Here is a 21,210-nt window from a genome sequence, read left to right as displayed (position 1 = left end):
CTGCGCTAAACTCAGCAGCCTCTGTCAGATTAAAAATACTATTGTTTCACGATGCGTTTTAACACCGTATCTTTTCCGTCGGATACTTTAATAAAATAAACACCGCCGGCTAAAAAAGACAGATTTAGTTCTTTTATGTTGCTGTATACATCTTCTTCTGTTGCTTCAAAAACAAACTGGCCAAGTGTGTTGTATACCGCATAATGTACGGTCTTCTTACCTTCAAATGTAGTTGATACATTTACCAGTCCGCTTGTAGGAACCGGATACACATTTGCCAGCAGTTGCGGCGAAGCATTTACAATGTTGATGTTGTCCAGGTAAAACGTGTTGATGCCTTTTGAATAGGCAACAAACTTAACCCGGATGGCAGCATTGTTTTTATACGCGTTCATGTCAATCTCGCTGGTCATCCATTCATCGGCCGTTGGTGTAAATATCCCCCGCGGATTTGGTGTGCTTGTAAAGCTGTTTCCATATAAGGTGTACAATACATTCCAATCGCCTACGCAGCCCGAAGATACATACACCACAATACTATCCGTAGTGCCGTTGGCAACCTTGGGGCTGTATGCCCAGTCGAACCGCATCTTTGGGATGCTGGACGCCTGTAAATTCATATACGGAGACACAAAGCTGTATGCATATTTATGTGTGTTGTTATCAGAAGCACTGTATACGCTGTCATTTATAACCGATGTGCAATAGCTGCCTTTGCCGTAGCCGCTCACTGCATTGTTTAGTTCAAAACCTGCTGTATAGATACTTGCTGCATTCGGGTTGATTGTAGTCCAGTCATCGGAAAGCAGTGAGCCATCTTCAAACGATTTCTGATACCCCATGGTAACAAGGTTTGTAATGGTGCAGCAGCCAAGCGAGTTGAGCAATGCATTCCGCCGCGGACTCAGTTCGATGGAAGAACGCATGCGTGTTTTCTGATCCTGGGTAAATAAATTCATGCAGGCATCATCCGAATAATCCATGTAGTTTTCGATCATGCGCGCGATATCAGGGGTACATTTTACAGGCGGGTTATCGGAACAGGCAGGAGAGGCGGCAGCAAATGCATTGGCGCATACAGGGGTGTCGGTACAATAATCCGTTTGATTGCAGTAACCGCTGTCAAAATTTCCCCAGGTATGCAGCAGGCCTAACCAGTGGCCGATCTCATGAGAAGCAGTGCGTCCTAAATTATATTTTGTAAAAAGCGTGCCAACGGTACCAAATGCTTTATAGTTGATCACTACACCATCTGTATTGGCCTGCGGGTCGTTTGAGTCGCCGCCCGGAAGACCGCCCGGCTGGGAAGAGTACCCCAGCAGCAGCTGTGTAGAGGGTGTGCCGCGTAAATCGCACACCCAGATATTTAAGTATTGATCGCTCGGCCAGTATGCCAATGATTTCAGTTGTGTTTCTTCTGCAATGGTAAAATTTGCTTTCGATGTATAGGTTCTTGTAATACCTGTTGTGCTATTTCCATTCGGGTCAACTTCTGCCAGGCAGAACTCAAACTTACAGTTTGCGGCAACCGGTTTAAACGCTGCGCGTGTATTTACAGAGTCAGCGTTCTTGTGCTGATAATCTTTGTTCAGCACAACAATCTGGGAAATCACCTGGGCATCGCTGATGTTGGTATTGTTTGTACCGCCAATTATTCCGGCAGCATTGTTGTGGATCACATGCACCACCACAGGAATCCGTATGATGTTATCCGGAAGAGCGGCTGTACGCATGGCTTGTGTGTGCGCATGGAGCTGCTGCTGAAACTGCATGATGTTTTTATATAATGCCGGGTCTTTTACAGAAAGCTGCTGCATGTATGCTTCGTTGCCGCAATGCTGTATGTCCTGTGCGTAAAGGGACATACACGTGATAAAAAAGGCGGTTAAAAAAAGGATGATGTATTTCAATATCGTTATGTTTATGTTGGGGTACCCTTTACGGGTACCCGGTTTTATTCAATAGGGGCGACCGTAAAGGTCGCCTCTACAATGACCGATTCCAGCATGGGCGACCGTAAAGGTCGCCCCTACGGGTTTTTTTCCTGTTCTTTTTCGTATGCTTCCAGAATGCGTTCCACCAGTTTATGGCGCATCACATCTTTTTTATCCAGTTCAATCTGCGCGATACCGGGAATGTTTTTTAAAATCGTTGTGGCTTCCACCAGGCCCGATTTCTGATTGCGCGGCAAATCAATCTGAGAGCGGTCGCCGGTAACAACCATTTTACAGTTATTGCCCATACGCGTCAGAAACATTTTGATCTGCATGGCCGTGGTATTCTGTGCCTCATCCAGTAAAATGAATGCAGCATGCAACGTCCGTCCGCGCATATATGCTAACGGAGCAATTTCAATAACGTTGTTCTCGTAATAATATTTTAATTTTTCTGCCGGAATCATGTCTTCCAGGGCATCGTAAATCGGGCGCAGGTACGGATCGATCTTTTCTTTCAGGTCGCCGGGTAAAAAACCCAGGCTTTCGCCTGCTTCAACCGCCGGACGGGTAATAATGATTTTTTTAACCTCTTTGTTTTTTAAGGCTTTTACCGCCAGGGCAACAGAAATATACGTTTTACCGGTACCGGCCGGGCCGATCACAAACATCAGGTCATTCTCGCGGATACCCTTTACGATCTTCTGCTGGTTCAGCGTACGCGCCTTGATGATGATGCCTTTGTTGCCGTGCAGGATCACATCTTCATCGAGGTTCCCCGATTCAGCACCTTCTTCCGGCACCGTGCCTTCCTGCGTTGCAATTTCAGCCGGACTTAATACCGAGCGGATGTATTTTTCATCCAGGTAGCCATAGCGGTGAAAATAAATCTGCAGCGTATCAATCACATCGGAGATGCGCTGCACTTCAAGCATGCTGCCGATGATCTTGATCTCGTTGCCGCGGCTGATGATCTTCGATTTCGGGAATGCCGTAATTACTTCGTTGATGTTTTTATTGTGTACACCCATAAACTCGGCTACGGGCAAATCTTCCAGGCTGATAATTTTTTCTACGACCAATGCAATCAGTATTAATTGTTATAACAATCACGATAAAAAAGCTTATTTTTACTAATCAGGAAACCGTAAAAACGCTTCTTAACAAATATACTAAAAAGACAAGTCTGGTTCATGGCTATTATTACTTTTATGTCCGATTTTGGCTGGCGCGATCCCTATGTGGCATCGATCAAGGCAAAAATTTTATCGGTCAACCATACCATGCAGATCGTTGATATCACGCACGAGATCGAGCACTTTAATATTCCGCATGCGGCCTATGTGATGCGCAACATCTTCCGCGATTTTCCCAAGGGCAGCGTGCACCTGGTGTGCGTAAACACCCCGGCTTCGGGCAAAGAAAAACTTGTGGCCATAAAGCTTGAAGAACATTATTTTGTGGGCATCGACAACGGTTTTTTCTCCCTGCTGAGCGATAAGCAGCCGTCTACTATTATTGAATTGCGGAAAGACGATAAATATTCGGCCATTTTTCCGGAACGCAGCACACTGGCAACCACGGCTGTAGCCTTAGCGAGCGGCGGTTCCATCTACAACATGGGTATAGAGCTCAAGGCGTTGGCCAGTATGATGCTGCCGCAGGTGAAAGTAACCAAAAGCCAGATCTGGGGGCGTGTGGTGCATGTAGATAATTACGGCAACCTCATTACCAATATTACCCGCGAAATGTTTGACCGGGTGCACGAAGGCCGGCCGTATTCGGTGCTGTTTTCCCGCGAGCAGGTAGAGGTTATCTCAACTTCCTATAACTCGGTGGAAAGCGGGGAGTGCGTAGCGGTGTTCAACAGCAGCGGCAACCTCGAAGTAGCCATCTGCCACGGCAACGCCGCGGAACTGCTGGGTTTGCAGTATGACAGCCAGGTGCAGATTAAGTTCAGTGAAAGTACTGTGTTTTAAGTAATAAGTAATAAGTAATAAGTAATAAGGATGCGCTTTTACGTATTTACCCTTATTATTAGCTACTTAAAACCTGTCAGCTACAAATTAACGCCCCCAGCGCTTAAAACTTATTACCTAAAACATAGAACTTATTTGTTTTTTCACCCAAAATCCCTACTTTTGCAACCCCTACTTCATACGGAATAGGAATGAATGCCTGGATGGCGGAACTGGTAGACGCGCACGACTCAAAATCGTGTACCGTGAGGTGTGTCGGTTCGATTCCGACTCTAGGTACTTGAGCGGACTTATTCAGAATTACTTCTGAAAAGTCCGCTCTTTTTTTTGTGTAACTGCTTGACAATACATTAATTAAATGTAATAAAGAATTCTTCTTAAAAGTTAGATATTGCTTTTTGTCTTTACTGTAAATAATCCCTTCAGGGTAGTAAATTTTTTGTATTTGTCTCTTAATATGCAAGTCTCCCTTCTCCCACATAATCAAAGTATTACGAAAAAATTTGATTATGTTTTTTGCCACAGTTTGAGGGTTCGATATATGTACGTCCAAATCAAACAACTTTTGCTCTTCTTCTGCTACTTTCGCTTCTATCTCTACATAGTGTTCTTGAAATAATTTTTTATCAAGTTCACCTTCCATTAAGGCATCCGCAAGTTTATATAACTTATCTTTAGCCTTCTTTAATTCATTTTTTTGTTCAAAAATCAATTGCTTATGGATTGTTTCCAATTCCTTTAAGAAAGAACAAAGCTGATAACTCAATTTCTCATTAGAAAGTTCAATTGGTAGCTGATTTTTTAGTTGCTCTAAAAACGAAGTAGTAATCAATATTGCAGATAAGCTTTTTCTGCATTCAAAATTATTGCATATATAATAATGTCGGTTTTTCTTCTTGTTTAAATACCCTGTGAATTTAAAACCACAGTCACAACGCAAGTAACCTTTCAATGGCATGTGTTCATTGATTGCAGTGTCTTTTGTTCTTGTTAGTCGAGCATTAGAACGACTATTATTAAGCTTTTTGAATTGAGCAATAGATATAATTTTTGGATGATTTCCTTCTATGGGACTATAATTATTTGAGCGACTAAGCATAATACCACAATAAAATGGGTTTGAGCAGATTTCAAACCATCGTTTTATATTGATATTATACCCTTTCAACGCAATAATCTTTTGTACCTCAGATAAAGTGTGTTGTTTTAACATTAAGTCAAATGCTTCCTGAATTAAATACCCATCTTTGTTAATATAAATTCGTTTTTTTTCGTCTCTGCTGTATCCCTTCGGTAAACTATGGCTCCAATAACCTGCTTCTAATTTTGCTTTTACACGCTGTATGGTCAACTTAGATTTACTTTCATTTTCAACGCTAGCTTGGAGTAGTGACATCGTCAGCATCACCTTACCCTCCATACTATCAGGGTCAATGTTATACATTGCTGAAAATACTTTTACTCTATGACGCTTTAATTTTCCAAGTACCTCAAATGCTCCGTCTAAACCTGTTCGTGAAAAACGGTCATGACTATATACAACTATTCCTGAAATTCTATTTTTAGGTGTACAGACAAAGTTTATCATTCGCTGAAATTCTTTTCTGTCTTCATCAGATTTGGCACTCTCGTATATACCACCAAAATATTCTACGATTCGAAACCCATGTTTGACGGAAAAGTTGGTGCAGGTTTTATATTGATTTTCTAACGAATCATTTGAAAGTTGTTCTTTTGAAGAAACACGAGTATAGATAACAACGTTATTTTCATGATTATCTATTTTTGATATTGCGTCTTTAGGGACAAATTTTTTGAAGAATGCATCGCTTTTATTCATAAAATGATTATTAATATTTAATCATAGGACGAATTAGTTTGATTATCGTCTTATGATTAAAACTATGGAAACACAAAAATATGATTTTGATAAATTGGAGGAATTTTTGAATAACAGATTTCCTTATCCAAATGATTGCATTGAAGTTTTAGAAAGAATTGAATATGCTCTGATACATTTGGAGCATTTATTCATTTTACAACCAGATATATTAAAAGCAATAAAATTATTTGAAGAATTAAAGATATGTATAGAAGATTCTATTCCAAGTGAAAAGCGTAGAATTTAAACTATTTTATTTGCCTCTTCATACTTTAATAAATCTTGGTAAGCTTTTCTTAATACCCAGCCCAACAAATTCTTCTTATTAACAACAATTTGGCGTTTATGAAGAAAGTAATGTTGTAAACTTATTAGTTTGAAATAATCACTTTTATCCATTTTGATTGATTTGAATTTTGTGTCCTGTGTCATCTAGTATATATCAACTCTCAAAAGTTGAATTTAAGTAGAAAAGTAGAATAAGATATATACTATAAAAAATTATGAAAGATACAGGAAAAATAATTGAAGTGACGTTTAGATATGATGACCACATGGTGACGTTTTTGTATAATGTTAAAACAATTGAGGATTATAAAGAATCACTTGAATACCAACTATTCAAAAATAAATTTGGTGATATTTTAAAAGAAAATGTATTAATCGGCGATAATAAAGAATTTATTCAACCTAATGCAAATATTCTCTTATCTATAGCGCAACATACACCATCTAAGGAAGGTTTTGAAATGTTATTAAAGTATTGTTTAGCATTATTTGATATTTCATACCGATATAACAATCGAATTCGAAAGCATATTTTAGATTCTTATCCAAAGAATAAAGAAACAATTCTTATTCATAATATAGTTATCATTAACGATTTTGAAGAAGACCAACAACACATTGAATTTTATTTCGATACTCTGAAAAAAAAGAAGTCTCGTTTATATAGCTTCTTAACTCAAACTATAATGCCACAATAAGGCACTAAAGTGTCTTCCAATGATACACTCATATTCGATATTGCATAGAACTTTGTTAGGATAGTGCCGTCATTATATTGTGGATATAAACGAAAATTTAAAAAGGATAGAAAGAATCCATTATTTGATTAAAAAACGTGCCACAGGTTCACCAGATGAACTATGTAAAAAATTATCAATTTCTCGTAGAAGTTGGTTTAGAATTTTGGCGTATTTAAAAAACGATGTTCAAGCACCAATCGAATATTCAAAATTTCGTAAGACATATTTTTATATAGACAATGGGGATATGACTTTTATAAAATGGATTCCTGAGAAAGCTTTAGAAGAAGCTAAACTTAGTACCAATGGACAAGCTAATTACTCTAACAAATAAGCATTCTCTTTATAGTACCGAAGAATCTTGCGTTTAGAATTATTTAATATGTTTTTTATAGTGGAAACAGCCTTTTGGTGTTGAGAGGCAATTGCTTTGGGTTTGAGACCATTGATATACTCCTCGAAAATTTTCATCTCAGTTACTGACAATCCTACATTTTTATATTCCAACACTAAATAAGAATCACTATTCTGCTCTTCATGTGAATGTGCTGCATATTCAATATTCACACAATTAAGTCGCCGCTTTCTTAGATAATCAAGTGAAGCATTCTTTATCATAACATAAAAAAAGCTTTTGATAGACCTTATATTAGAGAATTGTAATATTCTCTTTTCTATAGGCATGAGCAATAGTTTTTCAATAACAGAATGAATAAGGTCTTCACAATCATCATTGCACAAATATTTTTTTGATACACTTTTAAATAGCCCCCAATATTGGCTGTAAATAATAGCTAAGCTGTCATTGCAACCCTTGCAATACATTTCAAGTAATTCGGTTTCGGTTTTTTCTAATCTCATGGTCGGTCCAACGAAATGGTGCGAATTATGTTTTATAAAATATGTTTTTTTAATGCCATTAGGTGGCACTGTAATTCATTTATTTAGAGCTCGATTATAGTACTATTCCTAAATCATTACGTCATTAATTAAAACTATATGAAAAAAATCTATTTATCATTTCTATTATTTCACTACTGTGTATTATTATTTGCACAAACTCCACCTGCTCAAACTTGGTATCAGAATAGTGATGGTATAAATACATCGGTTAAAGAAAGATGGAATGAAGATGAAAATGGTTTTAAGCATGGGAAATATATTAGATACGATATTGCATCTAATCAAATTAAGGATGTATACTTTGTAAAAGAAGTTGGAAATTATAGCCACGGGAAGAAGCAAGGAGAATGGATTGGGTATACATGTTGTAATTATCGTGAAGAGAGTTCTATTATATCATATCAGGGAAATTTTTTAAATGATAAAAAAACAGGGATATGGAAAGAATTTATTCAGCAAGACTTTCTTCACGGTACTAATATTTACCAAGAAGGGACTTATGTAAATAACGTAAGAGAAGGTGAATGGAAAAATACAATGGGTGTTATGTTAGGGGATGGCACAGTAAGAACATATGCTGAAGCATCTACTAGAAAAGGATTTAAAACTATTTATAGAAATGGCGAGGCAATTAATGCCTATGATGATAAAGGGATTGATTTAATAGAAAACGACAAACAAGAGAATTTAAATAAAACAATTGAAACAGAATTTAATAATTGTTACTCAATAGAAAATTATAAAAACTTTAGAGCGAAGTACCCAAATAGCGATTTTGATAGTGAAGCAACAATTCGCATAAACAAACTGGAAAGTGAAAAACAAAAGTTGATTCTTGCTAAAAGTGAAGAAGATGAATATTTAAATCCTTTGCTTCAGAAATGGGATTCGATGCCTGATACAAGTAAAACAGTTACGTTCTTTAAAGACTATTATAAAGAATTTCCGAATGGATATAGAAAAGATGATGTAAAAAAAAGAACGGATATTATTTGGAATTACTACGATGAAATCAAAAGTAAATATGAGCGTGAAGGAGAGGATATTGGAATATTAAATGCTTTCTTTCAAAGATATCCTAACATAACTACGCCCAGTTTAGATGAATGGCTGGAAAGTAAAATTGAAAAAAATGCCAGTGTTTATAAAAGCCAAATAGAATCTTTAATTAGTAAGAATACAGATGAGTCTTTAAAATTAGCTTTGTCTAAACTAGACGTAATAAATAGATGTAATCGGTTATTGCATAATTCATATTCATTAATATTTTCTATTCAGCATTCTTTATTAAACTGGAAATTGGGGAATACTGAGTTAGCATTAAAAGAAATAAACATCCATAAGAATGATATTGTAGATTTTTCTTCTGGCAAAGAAAAATATTCTAGTGTTTTTAAAAAATACTACAAAGAATATAAGCTTGGATATCCCAATGAGAAAGAGGTTTGGAAGCAGATTTTGTTAATCATAAATCAATAGGCAGCACAAAAGTAGGTAGCGTGAATATTCAAGAATTTACATGTTCTGAAGAATGGAAAGCATATGAAATATGGCTTTCAATAAAGAATCATCATAAAATTATCAATGGTTATACAACGGTAAAACTTTCCTTAGAATTTCTTAATGATTTAAATTTTGAAATATTAGATAAGAATGATATGGCATGTAAAAATCATCTTATTACAATCTCACTTTCAAGGCCTATTGATATGGAATTGCTTCATACTTATTTAGTAATACTTGGAGTTAATAAAATGTTTATTGATAGGAGCTATGAAAATTATAAAACTTATTTAAGTGTGTGGGTTTAACTAAATAATTTAATATAGCATTGAATTTATAAGGTTGAAAACATTTGTATTATGAAGAAAAAATATTTATTGACCGTGTTAGCTATTATTTTGTTGTTATTTATTAACGCAAGAAATAATATTGTTTTAACTGATTTTACAAAAGTTAGAGAAAAAACATACATATATAATTTTGAGGTTTCTATAGAAGAGTATTACAAATTTTTAAAAGATAATAACTATCAAACTGAATTATTACCTGATACAACTGTGTTTAAAGATACATCAGTATTTGGAACACAAATTATACCGTATGGATTTTCTAAGGAGTACTTCTCTTTAAAATTTAATAAATACCCTGCCGTAGGAATTTCTTCAAAACAGGCGGAGCAGTACTGTAAATGGTTGTTCGCTTCAGGTAAAATAAAAGGAGAAATTAAAGAAATTAGATTGCCTAATATTAATGAACACTATTCAGCATTGTATCATCAAACGATTAATGTTGAATTTGAGCAAAACGGTAACTCAATGTTTATTCAAGCAAATAATAATGACGATAACCAATGGACGGACTTGAATCATTTCGATTTAAGTAAAACGTTTTTTAACAATATGTTTAATGAAAATCTATCAGGTATTCAAGATGGATATGTGCATCTATGCCCTATAAATGCCTATTATAAGAACAAAATTGTGAACTTGCTGGGAAATGTTTCAGAATGGGTATATGTAGACTCTTTAATTGTACCTGTTGGTAATAATTTTTCAGGTGAATTAGGTTATTGTAATAGGCTCTCCAATCCTTCTTATTGTACTTTCGATAAATCGTTAATTACGTCAAATGATATTTGGGATAAGCCATCAGCAAAGATTGGATTCAGATATGTTGTGGTAATGAAATAATATAATTGGTGTTTTAATATATAGCTTTAAAATCTATGTTTATAACACAAAAAGAGTTAATCAATGGATTTCTGAATGAAGAAATTAGAATACTTCATTTAAAAGTTGATGAAGAGTATTACGATGTACTGCTTTACTATATTCCATTTAATTCTAAATCAAATATTGTATGTAAAATCGTTGACATTGAAGTCCCGATACAATTATTCCTGCTATCATGTGATGATTTCAGGGGAATACAAAGTATTTATGCTAATGTCTTTTTGCCTGATTTAGCATCTGAAGATTATAACATGAAAACATTACAAATTGACTTTATACGAATAATAGAACCAAAAGATGAAGTTTGTTATCTCGACCTCTTACTTCGTAGAATAGATGAGACTAATAATAAATTGAAAAACTTAAAAGCTCTTGAATATAAGGTTAAATCTTATGATTCAATTTATTCTGTGAAGAAGTAAATCAAGCTGTTAAGTTGCCGATAAAAACTTTTCAGGATGCAACTTATAAAGTTTAATCGCTTTTACAACAGTTGTGGTAGACTTGTATGTAAGTCTCGCTATTTCTCTAATTGTTAACTGTTTTTTAATAAGTTCGAAAAGCCTTTTATTCTCATCGATAAAGATATCTATATCTTTAGTGCTGTTCTTGGGTCTGCCAAGTATTACGTTACGTCTACGAGCTTCTTCTAGACCACTTTTGACACGGCTGATAGTTAGTGTTCGCTCCATATCGGAAAAGGAAGATAGAAAATTTATCATCATGCCGATTAATGGATTTTGATTCAAATTTCTATCTAATGTTTCCAATCCATAATTGTGAATATAAATCGAAATTTTTCTTTCAGTTAAAATCTCGATGAATTTTAAAACTTCACTCGTCTTCCTACCAATACGAGAAACCTCTGATACAAGAAGCTTATCAAATTGCTTCAACTCTGCCATTTTAATAATGGCTTGAAGAGTTGTCCGCTCTGTAATGCCATATTTACCGCTTACTGTTTCAGTAAAAGTATTTACTAAATCGTATTGATTTCTTGTGCAAACTTCATTTAAATCACTCAACTGACGTTCTGTGTCTTGTTTACTCGTTGATACCCTCGCTAAGATTACTAATCTATTCATGCCTGTATTTTTTTTACTAATGATTATTCTAAGTCACTCACATATTAAAGACGCATCAGGTAAAAAGTCGTACTATATTGACCTTCAGTATTTATGTTAATTTTTCTAATGGCAGACAGGGATTTTAGTAAAACAATATTTGCTATTCTTTTTGAAATTATATCCTATATGAATTAAAAAGTTGTTTACAACTGAGAAATAAAAAGGTGACCAATAAATGGATATAAAATTTAAATTATTTAATGACGGAAAATTTTAATAAAAAATGGATTAAAAGTATAATTAGGTAATAGCTATTAAGCCTTATATCTATATGACATAGTCATATAGATATAAAATTATTAAATACTAAACTTAAATGATTTCTGCTCTATAAATAAAAATATATAGAGCATGAGATTATACAGAATTAACAATTTGAATTTAGAATATCTATTGAAAAATGAATTAAACCATACAAATACCTACGTAAAAAATCATATATGGAAGTATGATTACTTGATTACAAAAATTTTGTATCAAACAATTTTGATTCCGAACAAAAGATATTTCACTTTCTCTCAAACCCATGTTAATGAAGTTATGGGAAGAGTTAAAATAAAAGGTAAGTCAGATGATTCATTATATGTAGTTAGAAATGATTTAAAGAAATTAGGAATCATTAACTTCAATGTTACAGGTACAAGTGATATTAATAAAGGAAAATACACTCGGACAGTTTACTATAAAATAAATGACAAATATTTAAATCAAGGTTGGCATGAAGTTAAACATTCAATCGAACCTGTTGAAATAAAATTAAAGGAGCGACAAGAATATACAGGAGTATATGGAAAATTAAGAGATATACTGTTCAATGTTAGTATTGATTATCAAGGTGCAATAAAAGAATTGAAGTCATTAGACTTAGATGATAAGAAGAAGTCATTTAATCTAACGAGAATTAATAATATTCGTGATGGAATAATTAATTTCTCTGTTGATTTTAAATCTACATTAAGGGTATTTCATTCTATTTCAAATCTGAAAAGAGAATTAAGGAAATATATTTTGATAAATGGTAAGCCTTTATTAGAAGTGGATGTTTCAAATGCTCAACCATTATTGTTTTGCAAGATGATTAGAGAATATACGAATGCCTATCTTCCTGAATCTTCTACTGATATTGATTATTACATACAACTATGTGAAACAGGTAGATTGTACGACTATTTATCGGAACAATTTGGAGTTAAAAAAACACCCGAATTTAAAAAGGAATTTTTTGCTAAGGTTTTTTTCTCTACGGAAAACAGACTATACAAATTCAGAAAAATATTTGATTCATTGTTCCCAACCGTTTCCAAGATAATTTCTTTTTATAAAGAAAAGAATTACAAGGATTTGTCTATTGAACTGCAAAGGTTAGAGAGCGAAGTAATGATTTCAAATGTTGCCAAAAATTTAATTGATTTAGAAGTAAATGAATTCATCACGATACATGATGCTATCTATTGTACCAATGAATTTTATAATGTAGTCCGAGCAGAAGTAATTTCATCGTTTCATAATTTTGGATTAAACGCAAATATAAAATAAACAAAAATATTATTGAGTTTTCTAAATCACAATGAAGAATACCAAGATTTTAATTCTTCGGATGTTTTAATGGTTTCTTTATTTAGATTTTCTATATTCCTAAATGCAGTATCATACAATTTCATCTCACTATCAGTAATAGGATTATCTAATTTGTTAATTTGACAATTTATATCTTTAAAATAAGAGTTAATTTTGTTATTAGCATACTTAGAAATAATCGCTGAATGTTCAGTGATTAGCTCATTGTAACCTTCTTCTATTTTTTGAAATAACTCATCATAGCGTTTTTTTGATTCTTGTATGACTTTACTAATTCTCTTGGCTCTTCTATCTTCTGCTGATAGTATTAGATTACTGAAAAAAGCAGCAAAAGCGGCAGCAACGGCTGCTCCTGGATTAATTACGAAGCCAACAACACCTGCGATAAATCCAACCCCAAAAGACGACGATAAATCAATTGAGGGCATTTCTAGGTTTTCAATTCCTGAAAAATCAACAATTTTTTGTTCTGAATTGCTTTGAACGATTTCTCTTACTTGTTTAAGATTGTCTTCAACCCAATTGTCAATTAACTCTTTTAGTATATTTACTTGATGTGCATATTCTAAATTAGTGTCTTCAAGAGTCTTGTGCCCTCCTTGCGATAGATAATTTTTAATATGGCCTGTATTAGGTAATTCTTTATCAATTGAAATTTTTCGCAAGTAATTTTCAAGAGTTGTTAAAATATTATTTTTTCGTATAGTTAATGATTGAAAAATACTTTTTCTGATTTCATTTTCTTTAACTGTATAAATATTTTTTAGCTCAGGAAGTTTATTTTTAACTACCAATAATGCTTTTTCAAGAATTATTCTTTTTTCATTATCAACAAGTCTTGTATTAAGTAAACTAACAAAATCAGATGAAGATTTATATATGTCTTGGTTAATTGAAATTAAGTTAGCTAAACCATATTTGTTTTCATTTAGTAAATAATTCCATATATCATCTTCAAGTTTTTGGACAGTATCTGTTCCTTTAGATTTTTGTAGTCTCACATTTAAACTCTCTTCTGCACTTAGATAATATATTTTTTCTGACACTTTAGAATACAAATCATACTTTTTCAAGTCCTTTATTATTCTTTCTTTAAGGAGTTCTAATTTGTCATTTGATAAAGCATTTATTTTATTAAATACAAGAAAAATTTTATCCAAGGATTGTCCTAATCCTAACAAATGTTTTTTGTATTCACTAGAAAAAATAAAGCCTCCATGTTCTGCTGATGAGGCGTCTATAACATAAATTATAGCATTTGCTTTAGTAGCTGTATTCCAAGCATAGTTGTATATATCTTCATTAGGGTCATTAAATCCCGGTATATCAAAAAACGATACCCCTCTTTCAAGTTGTCTGTTAGCTAAATGTATTGCGACAATGGCTACTGCTTTCTTATTATCTTCATTTTTATCTTGAGAGGCGTGTTCTTCAATTACATTAAAAGAGAATTTTTCCGTAATTATCTTTCCATTTCTATATATAATCTTGACTAAATCTTCTTTATTAGGAAGAACTTGTATTGGAACTCCTGTAGTTTGGAAAAAACCTGTCGGAGATACATCTTTCCTTTTTAGTAATGCGTTAATTAAAGAGCTTTTTCCTACTCGAGATTGTCCTGTTATTGCAATTTTATATATAGCTTGTTCTATTTGTATGTTAAAGGAATCAATATCGTTGCTGATAGATTCAAAATTAAATGGAGTAGATATAGTTGAATACAGTTTCAATAATTCTTTACAACGGTCTTTTAGTTCAAAGTATATTCCTGGTTGAATTATTTTTCGGGATGTTGTTTTCCAACTTAGGACATATTGACGAATGTTTTCTAATGATTCTTTTGTAAGAACATTTGTCACTGGAATTTTTAATGTTATACTTTTTTGGTTTACCCAATTTTCATTAGTAGAGTCTAATTTGTTAATTAGAGTTATATCAATCCATAACATATAAAATTTTTGAGTTGAAAAATCATTCAACGCAAGCATAACAGGCAAGTTTGAACTATACCACTGAATAATTTTTTTAACAGGAATTGAAAACGAAACAGAATCCTTAATGATTTTTACATCGTCGGTAGATTTTAGTTGTACAAAGAAGAATTTACTATCAGGTCTAAAACTATCGGAATCATTAATTGGCCTTGTAATTTCAACTTGTCCATCAATGCCATAGTCTCTAACAGCCCAATTGAAGGGCATGTACCATGGTTCAATTAGTTCTTCAAAATTTCTTTTAGATTGCCATTCTTTATAGTGAGATTTTGGAATTTCAACGTTGTTGTTACTCATAATTATCTGTGTCTTTAGGAGATATTCTATATGTTATGTAGTGAGGAATATTCTCATACAATTCACAAATTTTTTTAAAATAATCCGCTCGGATTAATAACTCTGCTCCCTCGTGTTTAGGTATTTCGCATTCAATACTATCACTGTATCCTAAATTTATGTAATCCGAACTCCAATAATTGTACTTTAAGACCACATCATTCGTGGAATTTCTTGCAAATAATCCTTCAATTATATCACAAATTTTCAACTCAAGAAACTCGAATAAGTCCTCGCTAAGCCACAATATTTTATATTCTTCCAATGGGTCATGTTGAAGTATAATGCTGGTTAGCGATTCATTTTCTTCTTTTATATACTCATTACCATCCAAATCAGATATTGTTAAAGGAATAGAATTACTTAATTCTTTAGCAAAGTTAATGCCTCCATACACTTTATATTCTTGAAGCTCTCCATGACTTTTTTCTAATAATTCACTTTCATAATAGCCGATTCTTATCCATTCTTGATTATCAGTTACTGTCAATGATATAAAATCTTTTTCTAAAGTGGATGGTAAGGGCAATTTAACAGGTCTACTTGTTCTTGATAAGAATTGTGCTATAAGTTTGGATGTGTTTACTTTTAAATCTTCTACAATAATATCTTCCCCTTTAAATTTGTAAATATCCCTATATAAGTCTTTATTGACTAACTCTAAAAAATAATTAGAAGAATGGATGTGAGAAGCCATTTTTTTATATACTCGGTTAGAGTACAGTTCAAGAACGTCTTCATACTTATTCCTAAAAGTAGCCCTATACTTTTCAAATAAATTGCTTAGGTTTATTCCTGCTTTATAAATACTATAGTTTCTAAAATTGAGTTTTAAGAAAAATAAAAATTCTTCTTTAATTAAAGTAGATGGATATATAATTGTATTAGAATTTACAAGAAAAGTCCGTTTACTTTTACCATGTAATTTTTCAATAATCATATCAATCAACAAGTAGTTTGTTGGATATATTTTCTCTATTTCTGTAACGAAATGTTTTTTGTAATTCGAATCCTGTTTATCATATTCATACAGTAATTCTATAACCAAAAGTAGATTTGCTTCAAGAAAATTATCTCTGTTTTTAATAAACCATTTTAATGGTTTTATCATTTTATCAGGATAACAAGAGAGTAAATACCATATAGCTGATAAAGTAGCATGGGTACGTTCAGTTGTTGCTGCTTTAAAACGACAAAAAAGAATACAGATAAATATCTCTTCGATATTTAGGTTTAATTCATTTTCTAATCCTTTAACCCAATCAAATTCATCTTTCGAGGGTAATCTATAGTCAATAGTATTAAAGGCATTCAACCAAGCTTCTTTTATTTTATCTGAGTCAAACCCTACTTCTATTAGACCCTTTAAAAGATTAGCTGATAGGGCATTTCTGTACTGAATATTTAACTTGTCCGAAAGAAGTTCACATAAAAACTCTAAGCTTTTTTCTTTTCCAAGATTATAAGCTTTTTTAATGGCTTCAATGTCTGATAATGAAGAATAACTTCCATTAAAATTATATACATACCTCGCTGTCCAATAATAAATAGACATATCATTAGGCTTCTCAAATAGAATTCCAACATCAAATGCGTTAGACTTGTAAAGGTGGGTCTGAGAGAAAAATGATTGTACAAGTTGTTTAAAGTGATTTGGTTCAACATTAATTGAATCAAAATGATATAATAGAGAATTTACTTCTTTTATAGTCAGTTCATTTTCCGAAATGAAGTCAGTTAATTCTTCTATAGGCATTTCAGAGAATTCTTTCCTTGCTATTATGTCTTTTTTAAAGTCAAAATTAGTATCAATATCTTTAGCAAAATGCTTATTACTTTCCCTGACCTTTATATTTTTAAAATCACTACTTAAATCAAATTCTTCAAATACTGATTTAAGCGCATCTAAAAAAATAATTGAATATTCTTCCGTAGATTTTTGATTAATTTTATTGGAAGTTATTGCGATAAAATTTTTTGCTAATTCAAAATTTAATTCTTTAGACTTACGGGCAATTTCTATACAATTTAAGAGATATGATTCAGATGTTTCTATTGGAAAAGTTTGTGCAATAAATAATTTAATTAGGGGGTTAATGTTATCGTTGTTTTCCTCTGATATTAGTAAGCTTTGTAACGAATCTTCTAATCTCCAATCAATAATAGGTGTAACTAAAGAGTTAAGAAGATATAAAGCACTATCATAAGGGTTAATTTCTAAAAATCTATCATACCACGTAACAGGAAAATGACTAGTTCCCTTACCTGTAGTATGATTAGATATTGAATCTATTAATATTTTTAATTTTTTTATGTATTCATTACCTAATGCATTATCAATTTTATATATATCTACTATTGATTCTGTTAAATCGTCTACACTTGAATCTTTCCAAGAGGTATATCCCAATAGGTATTCTATTCCTTTTTCAAATTTTTGGAGAGCGGTATCTATTTCCTTTTTTAAAGAATATATTTTTGATAATTGAAAATAATAATCAGCTATATATGAATGAAGGTAATATTCTTGCTTTTCTTTTATAATGGCTTCAAATGTATCTGTAATTTTATTAATGTTTTCACTATTGGTATTTTCTGATAATAGTTGAAATAATCTATTAGTATCAAGAGGGCCGCTAAGTTCTTTTCTATAAAAAGTAGTTGTATTATTACTAACGTCAATCAATATGTCAATTATGCAAGACCATTCATTTTCTTTCTTTAATAAAATTAGACCTTCTTGGATAGAAAAGTATATTTCCTTTTCAAGAATATGTAAATCACATGTTCTAACCTGGCCTTTAAATGGAGAGGTTTCACGTTTTAATATTAAAAAGATATCTTTTAGCTCATTGAAGCTTATTTCATTGTTAGTTTTAGCTATTTTAATTTTAGAAGAAAATATTATCCAATCATAAAACCACCCTAAATTTTTAAGAGAGTCACTTATATAATTGATTAAGGTATCATTATTCTTATTAGTTAATACTGTATGAAAAAAAGTATTGAGCGTTTGTAGTTCAGTATTGTGTACATATCTGAATTTTTTTATTTGGTCTATTAGAAGTGCAAAGTCTCCTGATTGAGCTATTTTATTTTTCGAATTTAAAATATCATTTACATCTTTACTTTCAGCTTTTATCTTAGAAATGAAATCGTTGCTGCTAAAGCTATTTATCTCTTTACGAAAAATAATGCAATAGCTTGATAGATTATCTGATTGTAACTGAGACGCAATTTTGAGAATCTCTTTTTCATCTTCACATATCAATAAATATCTTATATAGTAGCCAAATAATTCTACTTCAATAGATTCTCCTTCTTTAAAGAAATCAATGTAAACCTCCCAAGGAGAAGATGTGCCATTTGAGTGACATAAGTAGCAAGCTGCTAATCCTTGTTGTAAAGGTAGGGTAGGTGCTCCATCAAAACTTAAATGTTCTGATACGTATTTAAAGCTCCTTAAATGACCTAAAGCATCTAAATAAGTTTCATAATGTGAGTCGAGAATATCCCCCGTAGTGCTTAATGTTTTATTAAGTTCATTCAATAAAATTATTTTAGGAAAATCTTTTTGTTGTAGTGCAGATTTTAACAGATATTTATAATTGTTTGAGATTGATTTCCATGAATGTCCAAACGATACTGACTTAGAAATAAAATCCTTTGAAATGTATTTTGATATGGTTTCAACATCATTTAATTCATAGAGAAACTGAAAATAAAATCGGAAAGATTTTGAGTATTCGTAAAACCCTTTTTTGTCAAACCATTCAATTATTGGTTTGAATATATTTGAACTGATGTCAACTCCTTCTGATAAAAGGTTCTCTACTATAAATCTTCTAAAGCTTTCATGATATATTATATAACCGTTTTGTGATACATTAAGCTTGAGAACAGGTTCTAAGTCTACTAACGATTTGTCTATATAATTGCCATCACCTGTTATTTCCTGTAATTCAATTTTAGTCAAACTAAAACTTACACCTGATAATATCCTTGGAAGTTTTGCACTCAGATTTAATTTTGACATTAAGTAGCAATAATAATCCTTTAGATTATTAGAATATTCAGGTAGTTGATTTAACTCTTCTTTGCTATAACTACTAAGCCTTTTTACTTCATTAGTCAAATACTTTAAGTAAAGAGGGCTTCCTTTACTTTTATCAAAAAGAAATTTTGATAATGAATAATTTTCTTCCAATGCTGTATCTTGCAATTGGAGCTTGGACATATACGATTCAACTTCGAGTTGTTCCCACTTAGGCATGGTTTCTGAAACAAAACCTTTAATTAATCCCAAATCAGAAATTGGTTGAGAAGAAATTAAAATTTTAACGTGTTCTGATACTTTCAGTTCATTTATCTTATTGATAATGTCAATATCTACTTTCGATATATCAGGATAACTTTTGAATTGAAATATGCGCTCAATATGGTCAATGCCATCAACTATTAAGATGGTTTTCTCTGTGATATTGGAAAGGAGGTTGTTGAGTTCACTTAATGTACTTGCATACCTTTTTTCTTTTTTATGCTTTAATTCACCGAAACAATCTAAAATGTCATTAATTAAGTTGCCGTAAAATACATCAAGCTTTATTCTGTCTTTTTGATGTATATCATCTAAATCTGTATAACATAAATGACGAATTACATTTATACTTTCCTCTTCTAAATATTTCTTGAAATTCTCAATAAACCATGATTTACCACTTCCTGGTTCTCCTGTTAATATAACCTTAGAATGTTGCTCTAATTTGTTTAAAATATATTTACAAAAATTATTTGGTTCAATATTTTGTGAATAGTTGATAGGAAATATTTGCCTGATTGACCCGTAATCAGTCTTTATGGAGAAATAATCAAAAATATACGATATGGTTATATTTTTGCCTGTTCCTCGAAATTTCCGTACTAAGGCTATAAGTGCTAATGCAAACTCTTCTTTAGTTTTATTTTCATTTGGGAAAATGCCTATTCCTAATTGTGATACGTAGTTTAGAACTAACTTCTCTAATTCACCTGCACTATAAAAATCTGAACTTGATTTAGGACATTCTAATTCTATTGTAAAGTTATTTAAGAAGGAATTAAAATCAGCTCGATTAATATTTGGGGATTGAGTGTTAAACCTCTTCCATGATGATTTAGGGTTACCATTTAAAGGCCAAAACTCTTCAATGTCAATTTGAAATAGCTTAGTATTATAATTGGAAAAAGATTTTTCCTCTGTTGCTTCTTTTAGAATTTTGGTAAGGTCATCTATAGGTTCATTCCAAGCTAAACACAATCTCAAAAAGCAGTTACTCTTATTTGGATGACTATTCCATGAAAAAAATAGTTTGTCAAGGGCTATTTGATATGCTGCAGAAGATAAGTCTTTCTTTTCAAAAGTATGAGAGTTAGAACTATTACTGTATTTAACTTGCTTTTTGAAAAAACCATTGTTATTTTCAATAGTTAAATCATCAAATGTATCTCCATCGTATTCTTTCTTATCAATAAAAAAGCTGCTGTCTCGTTCTTCAATTATTTCTTTTAATATGAAGTAAGCGACTAACAAATCTTGATACTCGTATCCCTGATGTGCTGAGTTTAAACTTGAGAGTGACATTTTAAAAATTTGTTATAATTTAGGGTTGTATTAAAATATATGATTCAATAGTGTTTATAAATTAATCTGAAATGTCATGTCTTTTTAATATAAA

General features: G+C 32.0%; 15 protein-coding genes, 1 tRNA gene and 1 pseudogene. 10 read left to right on the top strand and 7 right to left on the bottom strand.

Translation table 11 applies throughout. The features are described from left to right. Positions 1-38: 38 nt before the first annotated feature. Complete coding sequence (locus CHU_RS14430) at positions 39-1,865, bottom strand: T9SS type A sorting domain-containing protein (protein WP_148206042.1); 1,827 nt, start codon at positions 1,863-1,865, stop codon at positions 39-41. Positions 1,866-2,029: 164 nt separating this feature from the next. After that, a complete protein-coding gene (locus CHU_RS14425) occupies positions 2,030-3,016 on the bottom strand; it encodes a PhoH family protein (RefSeq protein WP_011586322.1) in 987 nt (328 codons plus the stop codon). 111 nt (positions 3,017-3,127) lie between these two features. Here CHU_RS14425 and CHU_RS14420 point away from each other — a divergent pair, with 111 nt between their 5' ends. Beyond that, a complete protein-coding gene (locus CHU_RS14420; RefSeq protein ID WP_011586321.1) occupies positions 3,128-3,913 on the top strand; it encodes an SAM hydrolase/SAM-dependent halogenase family protein in 786 nt (261 codons plus the stop codon). 197 nt (positions 3,914-4,110) lie between these two features. After that, positions 4,111-4,192: transfer RNA gene (locus CHU_RS14415), tRNA-Leu, on the top strand. A gap of 736 nt (positions 4,193-4,928) precedes the next feature. On the opposite strand, the pseudogene CHU_RS19945 reads toward CHU_RS14415, so the two are convergent. Continuing rightward, positions 4,929-5,753 (bottom strand): annotated as a pseudogene (locus CHU_RS19945) (recombinase family protein); the annotation flags it as partial. 64 nt (positions 5,754-5,817) lie between these two features. Between CHU_RS19945 and CHU_RS14410 the strand changes: the two are divergent. The 3 genes from CHU_RS14410 to CHU_RS18980 all read left to right on the top strand — a co-directional run bounded on the left by CHU_RS14410 (position 5,818) and on the right by CHU_RS18980 (position 7,157). Beyond that, positions 5,818-6,042 (top strand): hypothetical protein, encoded by a 225-nt coding sequence (locus CHU_RS14410; RefSeq protein WP_041932428.1) that lies wholly within the window; start codon positions 5,818-5,820, stop codon positions 6,040-6,042. Positions 6,043-6,298: 256 nt separating this feature from the next. Beyond that, a complete protein-coding gene (locus tag CHU_RS14400; protein ID WP_041932427.1) occupies positions 6,299-6,781 on the top strand; it encodes a hypothetical protein in 483 nt (160 codons plus the stop codon). 79 nt (positions 6,782-6,860) lie between these two features. Continuing rightward, on the top strand, positions 6,861-7,157 hold the full coding sequence (locus tag CHU_RS18980; protein ID WP_049755578.1) for a hypothetical protein: 297 nt from the start codon (positions 6,861-6,863) through the stop codon (positions 7,155-7,157). Here CHU_RS18980 and CHU_RS14390 read toward each other — a convergent pair. Beyond that, positions 7,142-7,684, bottom strand: coding sequence for an RNA polymerase sigma factor (locus CHU_RS14390; RefSeq protein ID WP_041932426.1), 543 nt, complete (start codon positions 7,682-7,684; stop codon positions 7,142-7,144). The genes CHU_RS18980 and CHU_RS14390 overlap by 16 nt on opposite strands. Positions 7,685-7,822: 138 nt before the next feature. Between CHU_RS14390 and CHU_RS14385 the strand changes: the two genes are divergently transcribed. From CHU_RS14385 to CHU_RS14370, 4 genes are read left to right on the top strand one after another with little or no spacing between them, the layout of a single operon-like run. Continuing rightward, on the top strand, positions 7,823-9,205 hold the full coding sequence (locus CHU_RS14385; protein ID WP_011586316.1) for a hypothetical protein: 1,383 nt from the start codon (positions 7,823-7,825) through the stop codon (positions 9,203-9,205). Further along, on the top strand, positions 9,172-9,537 hold the full coding sequence (locus tag CHU_RS14380; RefSeq protein ID WP_041932425.1) for a hypothetical protein: 366 nt from the start codon (positions 9,172-9,174) through the stop codon (positions 9,535-9,537). Before CHU_RS14385 ends, CHU_RS14380 begins: the two co-directional genes overlap by 34 nt. A gap of 51 nt (positions 9,538-9,588) precedes the next feature. Continuing rightward, the gene (locus tag CHU_RS14375; protein ID WP_011586314.1) at positions 9,589-10,419 is read left to right on the top strand and encodes an SUMF1/EgtB/PvdO family nonheme iron enzyme; all 831 of its coding nucleotides are present in this window, start codon (positions 9,589-9,591) and stop codon (positions 10,417-10,419) included. Between the two features lie 35 nt (positions 10,420-10,454). Then, positions 10,455-10,883, top strand: a complete 429-nt coding sequence (locus tag CHU_RS14370; RefSeq protein WP_011586313.1) for a hypothetical protein — start codon at positions 10,455-10,457, stop codon at positions 10,881-10,883. A 9-nt stretch (positions 10,884-10,892) separates the two neighbouring features. Here CHU_RS14370 and CHU_RS14365 read toward each other — a convergent pair whose 3' ends face one another. Further along, on the bottom strand, positions 10,893-11,546 hold the full coding sequence (locus CHU_RS14365) for a recombinase family protein (protein WP_011586312.1): 654 nt from the start codon (positions 11,544-11,546) through the stop codon (positions 10,893-10,895). Between the two features lie 417 nt (positions 11,547-11,963). Between CHU_RS14365 and CHU_RS14360 the strand changes: the two genes are divergently transcribed. Next, positions 11,964-13,124, top strand: a complete 1,161-nt coding sequence (locus CHU_RS14360; RefSeq protein ID WP_143144003.1) for a hypothetical protein — start codon at positions 11,964-11,966, stop codon at positions 13,122-13,124. 26 nt (positions 13,125-13,150) lie between these two features. Here the strand turns inward: CHU_RS14360 and CHU_RS14355 are convergent, their stop codons facing one another. After that, positions 13,151-15,457: a DUF4365 domain-containing protein gene (locus CHU_RS14355; RefSeq protein ID WP_011586310.1), complete on the bottom strand. Its 2,307-nt coding sequence runs from the start codon at positions 15,455-15,457 to the stop codon at positions 13,151-13,153. After that, the gene (locus tag CHU_RS14350) at positions 15,450-21,116 is read right to left on the bottom strand and encodes an ATP-binding protein (protein WP_011586309.1); all 5,667 of its coding nucleotides are present in this window, start codon (positions 21,114-21,116) and stop codon (positions 15,450-15,452) included. Before CHU_RS14350 ends, CHU_RS14355 begins: the two co-directional genes overlap by 8 nt. Positions 21,117-21,210 lie beyond the last annotated feature (94 nt).

This window comes from Cytophaga hutchinsonii ATCC 33406, from assembly GCF_000014145.1.
Taxonomy (GTDB): Bacteria; Bacteroidota; Bacteroidia; order Cytophagales; family Cytophagaceae; genus Cytophaga; species Cytophaga hutchinsonii.
This window is presented reverse-complemented; position numbering and strand designations above follow the sequence as displayed.

Excerpts from the sequence above, each read along its gene's own strand:
- CHU_RS14430 (WP_148206042.1), bottom strand. The coding sequence starts at position 1,865 with ATGTCCCTTTACGCACAGGACATACAGCATTGCGGCAACGAAGCATAC.
- CHU_RS14420 (WP_011586321.1), top strand. The coding sequence starts at position 3,128 with ATGGCTATTATTACTTTTATGTCCGATTTTGGCTGGCGCGATCCCTAT.
- CHU_RS14410 (WP_041932428.1), top strand. The coding sequence starts at position 5,818 with ATGGAAACACAAAAATATGATTTTGATAAATTGGAGGAATTTTTGAAT.
- CHU_RS14400 (WP_041932427.1), top strand. The coding sequence starts at position 6,299 with ATGAAAGATACAGGAAAAATAATTGAAGTGACGTTTAGATATGATGAC.
- CHU_RS14390 (WP_041932426.1), bottom strand. The coding sequence starts at position 7,684 with ATGAGATTAGAAAAAACCGAAACCGAATTACTTGAAATGTATTGCAAG.
- CHU_RS14385 (WP_011586316.1), top strand. The coding sequence starts at position 7,823 with ATGAAAAAAATCTATTTATCATTTCTATTATTTCACTACTGTGTATTA.
- CHU_RS14375 (WP_011586314.1), top strand. The coding sequence starts at position 9,589 with ATGAAGAAAAAATATTTATTGACCGTGTTAGCTATTATTTTGTTGTTA.
- CHU_RS14370 (WP_011586313.1), top strand. The coding sequence starts at position 10,455 with ATGTTTATAACACAAAAAGAGTTAATCAATGGATTTCTGAATGAAGAA.
- CHU_RS14365 (WP_011586312.1), bottom strand. The coding sequence starts at position 11,546 with ATGAATAGATTAGTAATCTTAGCGAGGGTATCAACGAGTAAACAAGAC.
- CHU_RS14355 (WP_011586310.1), bottom strand. The coding sequence starts at position 15,457 with ATGAGTAACAACAACGTTGAAATTCCAAAATCTCACTATAAAGAATGG.
- CHU_RS14350 (WP_011586309.1), bottom strand. The coding sequence starts at position 21,116 with ATGTCACTCTCAAGTTTAAACTCAGCACATCAGGGATACGAGTATCAA.